General features: G+C 49.8%; 15 protein-coding genes and 4 tRNA genes. 10 read left to right on the top strand and 9 right to left on the bottom strand.

Annotated elements, in window-relative coordinates:
* Position 1: 1 nt before the first annotated feature.
* Positions 2-78, bottom strand: a tRNA-Met gene (locus PHW53_00595).
* A gap of 137 nt (positions 79-215) precedes the next feature.
* Between PHW53_00595 and PHW53_00590 the strand changes: the two genes are divergently transcribed.
* Positions 216-380 (top strand): hypothetical protein, encoded by a 165-nt coding sequence (locus PHW53_00590; protein MDD4994960.1) that lies wholly within the window; start codon positions 216-218, stop codon positions 378-380.
* A 71-nt stretch (positions 381-451) separates the two neighbouring features.
* Here the strand turns inward: PHW53_00590 and PHW53_00585 are convergent.
* Both PHW53_00585 and PHW53_00580 read right to left on the bottom strand, forming a co-directional pair.
* A tRNA-Met gene (locus PHW53_00585) sits at positions 452-527 on the bottom strand.
* A 43-nt stretch (positions 528-570) separates the two neighbouring features.
* A tRNA-Leu gene (locus PHW53_00580) sits at positions 571-657 on the bottom strand.
* A gap of 90 nt (positions 658-747) precedes the next feature.
* Between PHW53_00580 and PHW53_00575 the strand changes: the two genes are divergently transcribed.
* Complete coding sequence (locus PHW53_00575; protein ID MDD4994959.1) at positions 748-1,539, top strand: AAA family ATPase; 792 nt, start codon at positions 748-750, stop codon at positions 1,537-1,539.
* 18 nt (positions 1,540-1,557) lie between these two features.
* On the top strand, positions 1,558-2,424 hold the full coding sequence (locus PHW53_00570) for a ParB/RepB/Spo0J family partition protein (GenBank protein ID MDD4994958.1): 867 nt from the start codon (positions 1,558-1,560) through the stop codon (positions 2,422-2,424).
* Positions 2,425-2,426: 2 nt separating this feature from the next.
* On the opposite strand, the gene PHW53_00565 is transcribed toward PHW53_00570, so the two are convergent.
* Positions 2,427-3,908: a RelA/SpoT family protein gene (locus PHW53_00565; protein MDD4994957.1), complete on the bottom strand. Its 1,482-nt coding sequence runs from the start codon at positions 3,906-3,908 to the stop codon at positions 2,427-2,429.
* Positions 3,909-4,034: 126 nt separating this feature from the next.
* On the opposite strand from PHW53_00565, the gene PHW53_00560 reads away from it, so the two are divergent.
* Complete coding sequence (locus PHW53_00560) at positions 4,035-4,556, top strand: hypothetical protein (protein MDD4994956.1); 522 nt, start codon at positions 4,035-4,037, stop codon at positions 4,554-4,556.
* 53 nt (positions 4,557-4,609) lie between these two features.
* On the opposite strand, the gene topA is transcribed toward PHW53_00560, so the two are convergent.
* The 5 genes from topA to PHW53_00535 all read right to left on the bottom strand — a co-directional run bounded on the left by topA (position 4,610) and on the right by PHW53_00535 (position 11,556).
* On the bottom strand, positions 4,610-6,802 hold the full coding sequence (gene topA, locus PHW53_00555; protein ID MDD4994955.1) for a type I DNA topoisomerase: 2,193 nt from the start codon (positions 6,800-6,802) through the stop codon (positions 4,610-4,612).
* Between the two features lie 54 nt (positions 6,803-6,856).
* Complete coding sequence (gene dprA, locus PHW53_00550; protein ID MDD4994954.1) at positions 6,857-7,954, bottom strand: DNA-processing protein DprA; 1,098 nt, start codon at positions 7,952-7,954, stop codon at positions 6,857-6,859.
* A 232-nt stretch (positions 7,955-8,186) separates the two neighbouring features.
* Complete coding sequence (gene pth / locus PHW53_00545; protein ID MDD4994953.1) at positions 8,187-8,738, bottom strand: aminoacyl-tRNA hydrolase; 552 nt, start codon at positions 8,736-8,738, stop codon at positions 8,187-8,189.
* A gap of 2 nt (positions 8,739-8,740) precedes the next feature.
* Positions 8,741-10,084: a ribosome biogenesis GTPase Der gene (der, locus tag PHW53_00540; protein MDD4994952.1), complete on the bottom strand. Its 1,344-nt coding sequence runs from the start codon at positions 10,082-10,084 to the stop codon at positions 8,741-8,743.
* Positions 10,081-11,556 (bottom strand): LCP family protein, encoded by a 1,476-nt coding sequence (locus tag PHW53_00535; GenBank protein ID MDD4994951.1) that lies wholly within the window; start codon positions 11,554-11,556, stop codon positions 10,081-10,083. Before PHW53_00535 ends, der begins: the two co-directional genes overlap by 4 nt.
* A 142-nt stretch (positions 11,557-11,698) precedes the next feature.
* On the opposite strand from PHW53_00535, the gene PHW53_00530 reads away from it, so the two are divergent.
* From PHW53_00530 to PHW53_00505, 6 genes are all read left to right on the top strand, one after another.
* A tRNA-Val gene (locus PHW53_00530) sits at positions 11,699-11,772 on the top strand.
* Positions 11,773-11,945: 173 nt separating this feature from the next.
* Positions 11,946-12,554, top strand: a complete 609-nt coding sequence (lepB, locus tag PHW53_00525; protein ID MDD4994950.1) for a signal peptidase I — start codon at positions 11,946-11,948, stop codon at positions 12,552-12,554.
* A gap of 14 nt (positions 12,555-12,568) precedes the next feature.
* Positions 12,569-13,918 carry a histidine--tRNA ligase gene (hisS, locus tag PHW53_00520; GenBank protein MDD4994949.1) on the top strand — a complete coding sequence of 450 codons (1,350 nt, stop codon included), beginning with the start codon at positions 12,569-12,571 and terminating at the stop codon, positions 13,916-13,918.
* A 59-nt stretch (positions 13,919-13,977) separates the two neighbouring features.
* Positions 13,978-14,226, top strand: coding sequence for a 30S ribosomal protein S21 (locus tag PHW53_00515; GenBank protein MDD4994948.1), 249 nt, complete (start codon positions 13,978-13,980; stop codon positions 14,224-14,226).
* Positions 14,227-14,242: 16 nt separating this feature from the next.
* Positions 14,243-14,701, top strand: coding sequence for a GatB/YqeY domain-containing protein (locus PHW53_00510; GenBank protein ID MDD4994947.1), 459 nt, complete (start codon positions 14,243-14,245; stop codon positions 14,699-14,701).
* Between the two features lie 32 nt (positions 14,702-14,733).
* Positions 14,734-16,536 (top strand): Ig-like domain-containing protein, encoded by a 1,803-nt coding sequence (locus tag PHW53_00505; GenBank protein ID MDD4994946.1) that lies wholly within the window; start codon positions 14,734-14,736, stop codon positions 16,534-16,536.
* The last annotated feature ends 9 nt before the right edge of the window (positions 16,537-16,545 follow it).

The raw sequence follows: 16,545 nt of genomic DNA, 5'->3' as shown, positions 1-16,545 counted from the left end.
TTGGTAGCGGGGGTGGGGATCGAACCCACGACCTAAGGCTTATGAGTCCTTCGCTCTAACCAACTGAGCTACCCCGCCGTAAAAATTACAATAAAATGATAGCAAAATTGGCTATTTTTTGCAAGAAATGGGGGAGAAGGGGCAATTGACAAAAAACCATTAAAGTGGTATATTATGTCCTTGAAAGTCAGCAATGATTTTCAAAGGAGGAAAACATGAGAGGGCGGATAATTGCTCTTTTCTCCCTTCTCACTACTGGCTGTACAGAAATATCGGCGAAAGACCTGGCGATCGCGGGGAGCGTCCTCGGCATCATGGCAATCATCTTCACAGGCTACATTTACGCCATAAGCAGGTGGGGAAATAAGAGTGACGACTGACCGGCTCCGGATCTAACTTGATTCGGAGTATTTTTTATCAAAAAAATCCCATCATGGGGATGAGATATTTTTGGTTGCGGGGGCTGGACTTGAACCAGCGACCTCCAGGTTATGGGCCTGGCGAGCTGCCAACTGCTCTACCCCGCGATGTAGTTTGAATTCTATTATATTTACGTCGTATTGTCAATCATGGTGCCGGAGGAGGGACTTGAACCCTCATGAGGGGTTACCTCACACGATTTTGAGTCGTGCGTGTCTACCATTCCACCACTCCGGCTTCGTGCCAGTATGTTTGCGATTATAGCCTATTTTTACATAAAAGTCAATGCTTGCCAAATTCGGCGGTTTTGGCTATACTTTAAGCAATATGGCGCAAATTATTACCGTGGTGAATCAAAAAGGGGGAGTCGGAAAGACAACGACGGCCGTAAACCTCGGCGCGTATCTTGCGGCAATGGGCAAATTTATTTTGCTCGTGGATATGGACCCGCAGGCCAACGCGACCTCGGGGCTGGGCATTGATTATCAAAATCTGGACAAGGGCATTTATGAAGTTTTGATCGGCGAGCATAAAGTCAGGGACGTAATCAAGCCGACCGAGCAGGAGGGTTACCGCGTGGCGCCGGCAAATCTTAATCTCGCGGGCGCGAGCGTGGAACTTGTAAACGCGGAAAATCGTGAATACCGCCTGCGCGACGCCTTGCTTGAGATCCGGAATGACTATGATTATATTTTGATTGATTGTCCGCCGTCGCTCGGGCTCTTAACCATCAACGGCCTTTCGGCCGCCGACCAGGTGCTCATACCGGTGCAGTCAGAATATTACGCGCTTGAGGGTTTGGGCCAGCTCCTGAACACCGTGAACCTCGTCAAGGAGCATCTCCAGCCAAATCTTAATGTGCGCGGCGCGGTGGTGACCATGTTTGACCCGCGGACCAACCTCTCTAACGAGGTTTTTCAGGAATTGTACAAGTATTTTCCAAATAAAATTTATCGTTCCGTAATTCCCCGGTCCGTGCGCTTGGCCGAAGCGCCGAGCTACGGCCGTTCAATCCTGCATTATGATCCAACGAGCCGGGGAGCGCGCGCGTACGAAAGACTCGCAAAAGAGTTTTTGCTTCAGGAGCGCGGCGGAGAAGGAAATCAAAACTCATTTTAATATCTTGTTTAATATTTTATGATGCTAGGCAAAGGAGGACTCGGACGCGGACTCAGTTCGCTTATTCCATCTAGCTCACCGTCCGCTGAGGCGGCGGGTGATGCAAAGCGGCCGGTGGCGACGGGACGGGAAATCGCGGAAATTTTGATTGAAGATATTGTTCCCAATCCGCACCAGCCGCGCGAAAGCTTCCATCATGACGAAATGGAGGATCTTATTGCGTCAATCAAGGAGCATGGCATCCTCCAGCCCCTGATTTTGAGCCCCAAGGATGATAAATATGAACTTATTGCCGGCGAGCGCCGGTGGCGCGCCGCAAAGATGGCCGGACTCCGCACCGTGCCGGCAGTTGTGCGCACGGTCAAGGACCAGCAAAAACTGGAATTCGCGCTTATTGAGAACATCCAGCGCCAGGATTTAAATCCCATGGAAGAGGCAAAGGCTTATAAGCGTCTGATTGATGAATTCAGCCTGACGCAGGAAGAGGTGGCAAAGCGCGTGGGCAAGAGCCGGCCGCAGGTCGCGAATTTTGTCCGGCTCCTGGATCTGCCGCTTGAAATTCAGGAAGCGGTGGCAAGCGGCGAGATGCCATACACGCAGGCCCGCACCCTGCTCGCGCTCGATTCGCCGCGGGCTCAGCTCAAGCTTTTCAAGAAAATTATCCGCGATAAAATGACGGTTCGGGATACGGAGAAGCGTGTCGGCATGGGCCGGGTTTCGGCCGAGGCGGCGAGCGATCCGAATCTCGCGGCCAAGGAAGACGCGCTGCGCACCGCGCTCGGCACCAAGGTTGAAATAAAAAAACGCCGCGACGGCGGGCAGATTATCATTGAGTATTATTCGGACGAGGAGTTCAATAATTTGATATTGCGGCTGACGGAGTGATACTATTTTTTCATCGGAGGGATCACGGATTTTAACCAGTCCGTGATTTTTATTTTTGTTTTGGTGCGGATTTTCGCCTTGGCGCTGGAGGTCTTGGCGAATTTTAACCAATCGGGATTCGGTCCTTTGCGTTTTTTATCAATAATAATTTCCACAAGGTCGCCGCTCTTTAGCCGGGTATCAAGATTCGTCATTTCGCCGTTGATTTTTACGCCGACGCATTTGTCGCCGATTTCCGAGTGAATCGCGTACGCAAAATCAACCGGCGTGGAATCTTCGGGCAGGTCGATGACATCGCCCTTTGGGGTAATAACAAAGATATGGGTCTGGAAAACATCAATCTTCAGGTCCTCGAGATTTCTTAAATACTGCGTGCGGGACTGGAGCTGTTCCTGGATTTGGGCGAGTTCATTCACCCACTGAATTTGTTTTTCGCTGCGGCGTTTGGATTTTATTGACTCTTCATAGTTCCAGTGCGCGGCGATACCAAGTTCGGCTTCGTCGTGCATTCCTTCGGTGCGGATTTGGAATTCAACGATTTCTCCGTTATCGCAGAAAACCGTGGTGTGCAGGGATTTATATCCGTTGGGTTTCGGCTGGGCGATGTAATCTTTAATTCGCGCTTTCATTGGCGGCCATTTTGAGTGGATAATACCAAGCACGCCGTAGCAATCGGCGATGTCTTCTACGATGATGCGGACGGCAACCAGATCGTGAATCATATTAATGTCGCGGTCGTAGCGGAGTAGTTTTTTATAAAGCGAATAGATATGCTTGGCGCGGCCGTGTATATCAATAATATTAAAGCCGGATTGTTCAATTTCGTGGCGCGCTTTTTTTATTATATCCTTGAGGGATTTTTCCTTAACCTCACGCCGTTCGGTCATGAGTCCGATTGTCCATTGATATTCTTTTGGATATACATACTTGAATGATAAATCTTCAAGGGTGCCCTTTATTTCACCCATGCCGAGTCGGTTGGCGATCGGCGCGTAAATTTCAAGAGACTCTAGAGCGATTCGGTAGCGTTTTTTTGGCGAATGAACGTCGAGGGTGCGGAGATTATGGATGCGGTCGGCGAATTTAATAAAGATTACGCGCACGTCGCTTGCCATGGCGATGAACATCTTGCGCAGATTTTCGATATAGCGGTCCATACCGCGGTATTTGATTTTACCGAGCTTGGTAATCCCCATAACCATCTGGGCGACATCGGCGCCGAAATTTTTTTCAATTTCTTCAAGAGTGGTGTCCGTATCTTCCGGCACGTCGTGCAGTAGGCCGGCCTGGATAATCGGAACATTGAGTTTCATTTCGGCCAGGGTTTTCGCGGTTTCAAGAGAGTGTTCAATATAAGGTTCTCCGGAGAGGCGGGTTTGGCCATGATGAGCTTGCTCGGCAAAATCAAAAGCGAGCCGGATTGAGTCCAAATCGGCTTTGGGGTTGTTCTCTTTGGCGATTTTCAGCAAATCATTGATGGTCATAGAGGTATTTTTTATTATATACCGCGATTTGATAAAATGTCCACACCCCTCTCGGGCGGGAATTTTTTTGACAAACTGACCCTTATCATGTAATACTTATATAAATAAATAATTATTCTAATTTTTATGCCAGAGGGTTATCCAAGGACTCCGGAGGAGTCGGTTGATGTCCTGGCCAGCGCCAAAGCGGCTGGTGAAAAAGAGCGTCAAGAAAGTAAAACACCGGGGACTCCGGAGGAGTCGGTTGATGTTTTGGCGCGCGCCAAGGAATCCGGCGAGAAAGAACGGGAGGAGAAAGAAGCTGCGGGAGAGTCAAATAAAGAGAAGAAACAACGGGCCAAGGCTGAAGAGAAAGCGGTTGAAGAAGGGGTTGCTAAAGTAAAAAAGCAGATTGAAGCGCTTCCGGTAAGAGAAAATGACGCTGAGCAAAGATTTGATAAGGCGGAAGAAAAAAAAGTGCGCAAGGATATAAAAAGAGGCTCAGTTATTTCCGGGTATGGCAAGGGATTGGCTGCCGCGCCGTTTATTGCGGCCGGGGTTTTGATTTACGGTGCGTATAAAGTTATAAAGGCAACGATTTGGGATCATTGGCTTAAGAAATATCTTGGCGGCATCGCTGATATCCTGGAGACTGGAAAAAAGAAATAAAAAAATCGCCTCGGGGCATCGCATATATGCGACCCGTACGCCGGGGCGATTTTTTATTTTATAAAATCGCAGTCTTTATTGGAGCAGGCGACTTGCTTTTGATTTTTTTGAACGATAAGAGAGCTGCACTTAGGACAGATCTCGCCGGTCGGCCTTTGCCACAGGGCAAAGTCGCATTTTGGGTAGCGGCTGCAGCCGTAGAAAATTTTGCCGCGCTTGGAGCGCCGAGAAATTATGTCTCCCTCTTTGCATGACGGACATTTTACTCCGGTTGATTTTTGGGTTTTTTTGATGTACTTGCAATCTGGATAACGCGAGCAGGCGAGGAACGCGCCAAACCGGCCGTGCTTCGTCACGAGCGGCGCGCCGCACTGCTCGCATTTTTCGTCGGTCGCCGGAATTTCGGATTCGCCGCCAATCGGTTTGGTGTTGCGACATTCGGGAAATCCGCTACAGGCGAGGAACGCGCCAAATCGGCCGATTTTTTTAATCATCGGTTTGCCGCATTTTTCACAAGCTTCTCCGGTCGGCTCTTCGGTTAATTCTTTTTTCGTAAGTTCTTTTTCTTTCTCCAGAAGGTTTTTATGGAATGGAACGTAGAATTCTTTCAATACTGGCGTCCAGCCTTTTTTGCCCTCGGCGATTCCGTCAAGGTTTTCTTCCATTTCGGCAGTGAATTTAAAATCAACAATTTGCGGAAAATGTTCGCAGAGTATGTCGTTCACGATAAAAGCCATTTCTGTGGGTGCGAGCCGTTTTTTTTCATCGCGCGTCACGTAGTTTCTTTCAATGATGGTGGCGATGGTCGGAGCGTAGGTTGAAGGCCGGCCGATGCCATATTCTTCCAGGGCCTTGACGAGCGTGGCGTCGGAATACCGGGCGGCTGGTTCGGTAAAGTGCTGTTTGTCCAGAAGTTCTTTGAGATTAAGCTTCTCACCTTTTTCAAGCGGGGGTAGAATATTTGTTTCGCTATATTCGCCGTAGGCTTTGAGAAACCCGGGGAAATCAATTACCGAGCCGGTGGCGCGCAATTCGAAGCGTCCGGCGCTGATATCGGCCGTGGTTTGCGAGAGATGGGCGGACTCCATTTGCGAAGCCAAGGAGCGGCGCCAGATGAGGTCGTAAAGCCGATATTGGTTTGCGTTTAAGAATTTTTTTACATCGTTCGGGCGGTTAGCCGGGTCGGTCGGACGGATGGCTTCATGGGCTTCCTGGGCGAGTTTGCTCTTTGTCTTGAAGCGCCGCGTTGTCGGAGGCAGATATTCTTTTCCAAATTCGGATTGTATAAAATCCTTGGCTTGACCGATGAATTTTTCTGCGAGGTTCACCGAATCGGTACGCATGTATGTGATAAGACCGACTTGTCCGCGGCCGCTGAGCTCCACGCCTTCGTAAAGCTGCTGGGCGAGCATCATGGTTTGTTTGGCCGAAAATCCGTGCCGGCGGTTCGCATCCTGCTGGAGCGTTGAGGTGGTGTAAGGCGGCAGGGGATTCCGCTTAATTTCTTTCTTTATCACGTCGTTAATCAGATAATCGGCAGACCGGAGATCTTTCAATATTGGAAGCACTTGGTCTTTATTTTTTAAAGCGAGCTTGTTCAAAGTTTTACCGTCGATTCTATTCAGCCGGGCGGTGAAATCGCCTTTTCCGCCTATTTTCGCGAGCATGGCTTCGATAGTCCAGTATTCCTCGGGTTTAAAAGCCAGGATCTCGCGCTCGCGTTCAACGATGAGGCGGACGGCCACGGATTGGACGCGGCCGGCAGATAAACCCTTGGCGACCTTGCGCCATAAGAATGGTGAAAGTTCGTAGCCGACCAAGCGGTCGAGAATCCGGCGCGCCTGCTGGGCATCAACCATATTCATATCAATATGGTGCGGATTTTCGAGTGCTTCTTTGAGCGCGCTTTCTGTTATCTCGTGAAAGGTTATTCTTTTGGATTTTGCGGGATCGTCGCCCAGGATCTGCGCCAGATGCCAGGCAATGGCTTCGCCTTCGCGGTCTTCGTCAGTCGCATAATATATTTCATCGGATTTTTCCGCTTCTTTTTTGAGAATCGTTACCTGTTTGCGTTTATCGGCCGGAATTACGTAGGAAGGAGCAAAATTATTTTCAACGTCAACGCCCATTTTGCTTTTCGGCAAATCGCGCAGGTGTCCAAAAGAAGACTGGACATTGAATCCGCTCCCTAAGAAACGCGAGATTGTTTTTGCTTTTGTCGGCGACTCAACGATGAGAAGTTTCATGGAGTATGATTATTTTTATGCATTATATATTTTTTTGTATGAGTTTGGCAAATATTATCTCCCGAGTACGTAATTCATTCCGCCGAGATTGCGCACCTTGCCTTTCATTTCCATGAGTGAAAGCGCGCCCGCCACGGCGGCGGCCGGGATGCCGCATTGTTTGATAATTGCATCAATGTGAGTTGGCTCGCGGGTGAGTAGGGCGAGGATTTTTTCCTCTTCGGACGAGGCTGGGAGAATTTTCTGGTTTTCAATATAATTTTTGACCTGATTCAAATTCAGCGCTTCCAATATATCGCGCCATTCGGTGACCGGGTGGGCGCCCATTTTAATAAGCGCGTTCGGGCCGGCGGCGGTCGGGGAATGAATCGGACCCGGAACCGCAAAAACTTCGCGTCCCTGGTCAAGAGCGGCGCGGGCGGTGATGAGCGAACCGGATTCTTCGCCGGCTTCAACCACGAGCGTGCCGAGCGCAAGCCCGGAGATGATGCGGTTGCGCGCCGGAAAATGATGCTTGAGCGCGAGGCTACCAAGCGGCAGCTCGGAGACGACCGCGCCGCCGGAATCAACGATGCGTTCAGCTAAGCGACGGTTGGTATGCGGATAGATGCTTGCGCGGTCCAGGCCTGAGCCGAGCACGGCGATGGTGCGGCCACCGGTCGAAAGAGCGGCTTCATGGGCAAGAGAATCGATGCCAAGGGCGAGCCCGCTCACGATGCAGAGTTTTTGCACCGCGAGATCGCGCACTAGTTCTTCGGCGACCTGTCGTCCGTAGGGCGAGGTTTTTCTTGTGCCGACCACGGCAAGGCGGAATTCGTCCGGATTTTCAAGATTGCCGCGGTAATAAAGAAACGGCGGCGGATCATAGATTTCTTTAAGTATGGCCGGATAATTTGGATCATTAATTGTCGCGACGGCGATATCCTCGTCAACCACCCTTTGCCAGAGTTCGGCCGGATTCAGGGTGGAGCGTTTAATAAAAAAATCATCCACCGCCTCCTGATCCAGGCCGGCGCGATGAAATTCGTCGCGGCTTGCAAACCAGGCGGTTTCAAGCGACGGGAAGTAGGAAATAATTTTTTTGAACCTTACGGGCGTGAGGCGTGAAATTTGGCCAAAAGCGACCCAGTAGGCTTTTTCGGGAAGAGACACAAAAATTAAAAATTCAAAATTAAAAATTCAAAATTGCGGTTTGATTATATATATTATAGTATATGCGCGGGTTGGTCAAGAGAGGCGCTGGTCTTGACAAATTACGGCTATTCGTGCTAAGGTTCGATAATAAAAAAATTCCCGCGTTCCTGCCGACTGGTCTTTCTTGTGCTGGGCACCCCTCCTATCCAGCTACAAGAAATGGCTTCTGTTGGCAGGACCGCGGGCGTTTTTAATTGTATTTATTCATGGCCGCTGGAGGGCCGGATTGGGCCGCGGCTTCACCCGCTTCAATCGCGAGGCCGACCATTTTATCGGCCCTGATGCGGTCGGCTTTGGAGAATTTTTTCAGCACAAAATCCTCGGACGGAATTTTTTCGGAAGCCGGTGTTTTGGCGCCCAGGCGGAAGCGGACAAAATCCTTTGTGCCGAGCGCGTCAATAATGCTCTCCACGCCGCGGTGGCCGGCGGCCGACGCGTTTCGGCTGATCCGGATTTTACCGAGCGGCAAATCAATATCATCCTGAAAAACCCAGATATCCTTGGGTTTTATTTTGTAATAGTTCGCAATTGCACTGACGCTCGCGCCGGAGAGGTTCATGAATGTTTGGGGCTTGGCAAGCAGCATCTCCCGGCCCAGAAAAATGCCTTTGGCGATTTGGGATTTGAATTTTTTATTCAATTTAAAATCCGGGCACAGCCGGTCGAGCGCGTCAAAGCCGAGGTTGTGCGGAGTATTTTTGTATTTTGCGCCCGGGTTGCCCAGGCCGATGAGAAGAATCATAGCTATCTGCTTCTTGATTTTACTATAATTGGGGTTCCTTGAAAACCGAATTTTTCGCGCATTCGTTTTTCTATGTATTTGAGATAATTCGGATGGATGACGTGTTTGGTTTTTACAACTATTTCAAATTCCGGCGGGGCGATGCCGATTTGCGCCATGCCGTAGATTTTCGGGGGGACGGTCATGCCTTCGCCGCCGATGGGGCGCGAATGTTTGAGCGCGGACCGAAGAAATGATTCAAGCTCTTCGGCCGGAATCGTGCGCTCGCGTTCTTTTTGAATCGTTTCAGCGATTGATAATATTTTTTGTACATTACGGCCGGACTTCGCGGAAATAAAACTAATCGGCGCCCAGGCGAGATGGGGGAGATGGGCGTGAATATATTCGTTCATCCGGGCGCCAATTTCTTCGTGGCGCTCGAGCAGATCCCACTTGTTCGCGATGACGATGACTCCCTTGCCGGACTCGGCAACCAGTTTCGCGAGCATTTTGTCCTGAACTCCGATCGGCTCGGAAATATTCAGAACAAAAAGAATTATGTCAACAATATCGGCAACGGTTTTGGTTTTTTCCACACCCTTTGTTTCAAGGCCTTTTTGTATCTTTGCGTGTTTGCGGATGCCGGCCGTGTCAACGATGAGATAATTTTTTCCCTCAAGCGAGAGGAACGTATCCTGCGGTTCGCGGGTAGTAAACGCGATATCCGACACAATCATGCGTTCTTCGCCGAGCAGGGAATTCGTGAGCGAAGATTTTCCCACATTCGGTTTGCCGATGACGGCAATCTTCAGGGCCTGGATTTTATCAATCGGCTGGGGCGGATGTTTTATTTTTTTTAAAACCGCATAGGCCTCATCCAGCGCGTCGCCGAGACCGACGCCGGAAGCGGCGGAAATCGGACGCGGCACGCCAAGGTTGAGGCGGCGCCATTCGGGATCATGAACCCGCACGGACAGCATCTGATTATCGGACTTATTGGCAAGAAAGATTACTTTTTTATTGAATTTTTTTACCAGTTTTGCGAATTCTATATCTTCGGGCAAAACTCCGTCCTGAATGCTCGCGACGAAAAAAATCAGATCCGCATCGCGCAGAGCGGATTCAATCTGTTTTTTTATGCCCGCGGTGATTGATCCGGTTCCGCCATGCTCATATCCGCCGGTGTCAATAATCTGAATCAGGAGGCCTCTCCAGAGGCAGTCGGCAAAATTGCGGTCGCGGGTCGTGCCGGGTATGGCGGAAACCAAAGCCTTATTGCTCTCGGAAAGTTTATTGAAGAGCATGGATTTTCCGACGTTGGTCCGGCCGACAATGGCGATCAACGGCTTTTTTGTATTTTTTTTCATTGTAGAATATTTTTACTTTCCATGCCGAGGATAACCAGAAAATCAACATTTTCGGCCGTGGTTTTAATCTTTGAATTTTCGTCAGTGAGCGTCACCTCGCTCGGTACGATAGTTGATGTGAATATCCAGCCCGAGGTAGAGATGGAGACATCGGCCGCGAGTAGCGAGCGCAGAAGGGCAAGATCTTCGGATTTTTTTCCCTGGGTCAGATCAAAAACGACGCTTTTTGCGAAATCTCGCTTTTCGGCATTGCCGATTTTTACGATTTCAAAATTATTTTCTTTGAGCAGCATGGATGCCGAGTAGGCGAGGCCGGAAAGAGCAGTGCCGTTCTGGATTTCAACGCGGATTTTTTCCGGCTCTCCGGTTCCGGCCGCTCCGGTTGAAGTCTGTGCGGATCCGTCGGAATTTTTTTCAAACATATTGGCGGCGATCGCGCGCACATTGTCCCAGGTCCCGCCCCGCGGCAATATCATGTAGGCGCCGTCGATGCTTGTGGCGTAGAGCGGACTTGACGGACCGGCATCGAGTACGATGTTGTCGATATTATTCGCATCGACGCGCAATCCAATGTTTGCAAGAAGCAAGATTTCGCGGGTAGTCAGATTCGTTTCAACGCTTTTTTGTACGGATTCATAAAGGCTTAAGATTTTTTTTGGATTCAGCATAACCGACGGCGTCAGTATTTTGTTTTTTACCGCGGCGATGACGAGCTGCTGGCGGCGGCTTCGCGCAAAATCCGAAGCCTCGCCGTTGGTGCCATGGCGCGACCGCACGAATTTTAAAGCCGCTTCGCCGTCCATATTTTGCAGGCCCTCCTCAAAGGATACAACCTGGTATTTATTATCGCCGTTAGGGTAAGAATAATCGGTGAAGCTTTTTTCCACATAAACATCAATGCCGCCGATTTCGTTAATGAATTCAACGAAGCCGTCAAAATCTACGCGAACGTAGTAATGTATTGGCTGGCCAGTGATATTGGAAACGACCTGACTTGCGAGGATCGGGCCCTGGCCTTCTTTGTCCCATTCGCCGAACGCATTGGCATGATTGATTTTCCGCCATCCGTATCCGGGGATATCCACGGAAAGATCGCGCGGTATGGAAAGCATTGAGACACGGCCGTCGGAGGGGCGGAGGCTCGCCATGATGATCGTATCGGTGAGATCCGGGCCTTCGTGGCCGGCGCCGCCGATTCCGAGCAGAAGAAAATTAATGCGATTTTCGTTCTGACCGCGCAGGCCGCGCTCGGCTGTGCCGGTCAGGAATTTGAGGCCGCTAAACACCGGCAAACGGGAAATGCGGCTCATGATGCCCTCGTCGGCCGCTTGTTCGGAGGCGACGATTTTATAAGAAAAAACTCCGGCCGTTACTGCAAAGATTATCAGCACGATAATGAATATTCTGCCGAAAAAAAATAATCCCTTTCTGGATTCGGAGAGTTTGTTGTCCGGGAGGAGGTCGACGCTCATTGCTTTGTGGATATTATGTTGTTTTGGGTAAATTATAGTACATTTCCGGATATTTTTCCAGTAGTGGCGGATGGCTTAATTTCCTGATATTTTACGGCTTGATTTTTAGCTCACGGCGTGATATATTGGGGAATAATCGTCCGGGCAACTAGCTCAGCTGGTTAGAGCGTTCCGTTCACATCGGAAAGGTCGCTGGTTCGAGTCCAGCGTTGCCCATTGTCTAAAATCATTCGGAAAGGTCGCTGGTTCCCCGCCAGGGGCGGGTCCGCCTCGGGCGGAGAGTCCAGCGTTGCCCATTGTCTAAAATCATTCGGAAAGGTCGTCCCGACGGGTCGGGACGTTGCCCACCATGGAGCGAGCCCGAGAATAACAAATATCAAAATTACTTTATGGGATTTTTTAAGAAAAATAAGCCGGAAGAGGAAATTCTTAGGCCAAAGAGCACGGCCGCGGTTGCAGTTGGTTTTATTTTTGAGATTGTCCAGGTCGTGGCGATTTCGCTCGCAATTATTATTCCGATCCGCTACTTTTTGATACAGCCTTTTTACGTGAAGGGCGCTTCCATGGAGCCGAATTTTTATGATCACGAATATTTGATTATCGATGAATTGAGTTACCGCCTCGGCGATCCGGATCGCGGTGACATTATTGTTTTTCGGTATCCGGCCGATCCGAAGCAGTATTTTATAAAAAGGGTGATTGGATTGCCGAATGAAACAATCGAAATCAAAGACGGCCAGGTATTTGTCTATAATGAAGGTAACGCCGAAGGCACAGAAATGCAGGAAGAATATCTTGAAAATGTCTATACTGCCGGTCAGAAGAAGGTAAAACTAAGAGGCGATGAATATTATGTGTTGGGTGATAACCGCGGTTCGAGCCTTGACTCGCGGAGTTTCGGGCCGGTAAACCGCGATTATATCGTCGGGCGGGTTTGGCTGCGCGGCTGGCCGGTCAATAAGCTCAAGATGTTTCAATCACCGGAGTATAATATATAAATATTTCCAAGGATATGGTCAAAAAAGCAAAAATTGATAAAGGACCGGCTAAGCCAAAGGCGGTGCCGGCAAAACGGCAGAGCCACATGCCTCAGCTTTTGCGCGGCATGAAGGATGTTCTGCCCGCTGAAGAAAAATACTGGAGCCACATTTATAATATAATAAGTAAATTGGCGCGGGATTATTCATATGGCCGAATTGAGACCCCGGTTTTGGAGGAAACGACTTTATTCATCCGTTCGGTGGGCCGCGATACGGATATTGTGGAAAAAGAACTATATTCTTTTCAAGATATGAGCGGAGACAACGTTTCATTGCGTCCCGAGGCAACGGCTTCAATCGTCCGGGCGTACGTCAATCACGGCATGCTCAATTTGCCGCAGCCGGTCAAACTATGGTATTGGGGGCCGATGTTCCGCCACGACCGGCCGCAGTCCGGTCGCTATCGGGAATTTCACCAGTTTGGGCTTGAGGCAGTCGGCGAAGCGAGTTCGGTGGTTGATGCCCAACTTATTGTCATTGCTTACAATTTTTTTAAAGAACTGGGCCTGCCGGTAACGGTGCAGATAAACAGCCTGGGCATGCCGGAGTCAAGGCAGGCGTTCAAGGTTGAGCTGGTTAATTATTACCGGGCGCACCGCGGCCAGTTGTGCGAGGAATGCAAGAAACGGCTGAACAAAAATCCGTTGCGTCTTTTGGACTGCAAGGAGCCCGGCTGCCAGGGGATTAGGGGCGAGGCGCCTCAGATCGTGGATTGGCTGGACGAGGATAGTAAAAATCATTTCATGAAAGTGCTTGAATGCCTGGATGAGGCCGAAGTTCCGTATATTCTTAACCCATTCTTAGTTCGCGGACTGGATTACTATACCCGTACGGTTTTTGAAATATGGTCTGAGGATGAAGATGAGGAATTGCGCCAGTCGGCGTTGGGCGGCGGCGGGCGATACGATTTATTGGTTGAAACTCTGGGCGGTCGGCCAACCCCGGCCTGCGGATTCGCGATCGGGGTGGAGAGAGTGGTGAGTCATCTCAAAGACAAAAATATCCCGGTTCCTGAGTATGAAGTGCCCAAAATATTTTTTGCCCAGCTTGGCGAACAGGCGCGTATCAAGGCAATCAGCCTTTTTGAAGATTTTCGCCGGGCAGGCATCAAGTTGTCTGAAGCTTTTTCCAAGGATTCGCTCAAAGCCCAGCTTGAAGTTGCCAATCGTCTCGGAGTTAAATTTTCGCTAATCTTAGGTCAAAAAGAGGTGTTGGACGGCACAATTCTAATTCGGGACATGGAGGCTGGCATCCAGGAAATCGTTGACCAGAAAAAGGCGGTCCGCGAGGTTCTGAAAAAGCTCGGGCAGGGAACTGAATAAGTCGTTTGACTTTTTGGGCTAAAATTACTAAAATAATCGTGAAAGGAAGGTGAAAATTTGTGGCAGAAGTTAAAAGGCGGCGGGGCGAAAGCTTCGAAACGCTAGTTCGGCGTTTCTCGCGCCGTGTTCAACAGAGCGGAAAGATTCTTCAGGCAAAGAAGGTCAGATTTAGGCCGGAAAATAAGAGCTACACAAAAAGAAAGGCGAGCGCGCTACGGCGCGAGTCTCTGCGCAAAAAAAGAGATTATCTCATCAAGACCGGCCAGATTAGAGAAGAACTGGAAAAGGCGTATCGCCGATATCGCTAATCTTTAATTCAGGCGCATGTCTCTCCATGAAAAAATAAATCAGGATTTGGTAGCCGCGTTAAAAGAAAAGAACGAGGAGCGTCTTTCTACTCTTCGTTTTTTAAATTCCGCGATTAAAAACGCGATAATCGCCGAGCGGCTTGACCGCAACGCCGCACTTTCGGATGACGGGGTGATGAAAATAATAAAGATGCAGGTTAAGCAACTCAAAGAGGCAATGGCGGAATTTAAGGCCGGCGGCCGTGATGATTTAGTGGAAAAGAATCAAAAAGAAATTGATATACTTTCGGTATATCTTCCTGAAGAAATGGGAGAAGAAGAGCTCAAAAAGATTATCAAGAATAAAATTATGGAAGCCGGCGAGGTAACGGCTGCGGACTTTGGACGTATTATGAGCGCAGTGATGAAAGAGACCGGCGGCCGGGCCGACGGAGGAACAGTAAAACGCCTAGTCGAAGAAGAAATTGCAAAGTAAATAGGCTTTATAAAAATTAATCCTTTCTTCCCATGCGGAAAGGAAAACAAAATTTCGAGAAGAACGCGAGGCTTATATTTGTTTTAGTAATAAGCTTTGCGTTCTTTTTTATTTTCGCGACTCCGACGATAGTCGGAGCGGTTGATGTGGGTTTGGAGCCGGTCGGCGAAGCCATCGGCGCGTCGCAGACCGATATCCGGGTGATTGTCGCGCGGATTATCAATGTCGCTCTCGGTTTGCTCGCGGTGATCGCTTTGTCTCTCACGCTGTACGGAGGATTTTTATGGATGACGGCCGGCGGAGTTGAAGAAAGGGTAGAAAAAGCGAAAAAGGTTTTGACCAACGCGGCGATCGGGCTTGCAATCATTCTTATGTCCTGGGCGATTACCTATTTTGTATTTTCCGCGCTCTTGGGTGAGGGCGGAATTTTTGGTCCCGGAGGCGGGCCGTCCGGGCCGCCGGCGACATACGAGCAGTTCTCAAGCGCGCTTGGCAACGGCGTGATCAGCTATCATTATCCGGCGCGCGGGGCGACCGATATTCCGCGAAATACCAGGATACTCGTGACTTTTAAAAAAGAAATGTCCATTGAATCGTTTATTTCCGGCTACGATGACAATGATACGCCGCTTGATGTGAGCGACGACACGGCGAGTGACTTGCTTAACGGCGCGAACGTCAAGATATACAGGACGGCCGACGGAGAGGGAAGCGCGCTTCGCGAAACCGGCGCGTGCGTGCGGTTCACGGACGATTTGAAAACTTTTGTTTTTCAGCCCGTCGAGTGGCTCGGTTCGGCGAGTGAAAATGTTTCCTATACCGTTTCGCTCGGGCCGAATATCAAAGATGCAGAGGGTGATGATGCGTTTCAGGGCTCAATGAGCGACGGTTACCAGTGGAATTTTCAGGTGAGCACTTTTGTGGATTTGACGCCGCCGGAAGTAAGAAGCGTATTCCCGCGCGCGAGCGAGGAATATCCCAAAAACGTGGTTATTCAGATTAATTTTTCCGAACCGGTGGACCCGACATCCGCGACCGGCCATACGAGTCGCTTCAGCAATCTCATGGCCGAGGGCGGCGGAATTATTCTCGGCACATTCAGCATTTCCAATGAATACAAAACTGTGGAATTTTTATCGGATGAGTCTTGCGGCACTAATTCATGCGGTGGAGAGGTATTCTGCCTGCCGGGGAACGCGGACATTGGCGTGACGGTCAAGGCGGCAAGCATGGCGTCGGATGAGGCGCCGGCCGCGATATTCCCGTATAACGGCGTGGTTGATATGGCGGGCAATTCTCTTGACGGAAACGGCAACGGCACGGCCGAAGGGCCATCAACGGACAATTATCTTTGGACTTTCAGAACGACGGATAACGTGCTGATTGAACCGCCGTCGGTGGTGTCGGTAAATCCTTCAGCCGGCGAAGGCGTGGTAGCGCCGGATTTGCCGGTTGAAATTATCTGGGATACGCTCATGAGTTTTTCGGGTTTGAATTCATCCAATATTCTGCTCGGAGATAATCAGGAAGATGAGTTTGCGATCTGGTATTCATTTGATTCCGAGAATTTGACTGAAGACGGTCTTGCGGCCGAAGGAGAACTTGTTCCTCATCATACGCTGACCAGTATGCGCCACGGTTTATTCCTTGAAGAAACCGAATATTATCCGGAAATATTTTCTGACGTTAAAGATGTTTATCAAAATTGTTTCAGCCCGGCCGCGACGCCCGGTTGTCCCAAGGATCGGGATGGAGCACCGTGGTGTTGCGATGAACAGCCGTCAAATTCACGTTCAACCGGAGCCTGTCAGAGTTTTCCGGTAAAGCAACGATAGATGAAAAGT

Source organism: Patescibacteria group bacterium (assembly GCA_028710985.1).
Taxonomy (GTDB): domain Bacteria; phylum Patescibacteriota; class Patescibacteriia; order JAHJFT01; family JAHJFT01; genus JAQTTB01.
This window is presented reverse-complemented; position numbering and strand designations above follow the sequence as displayed.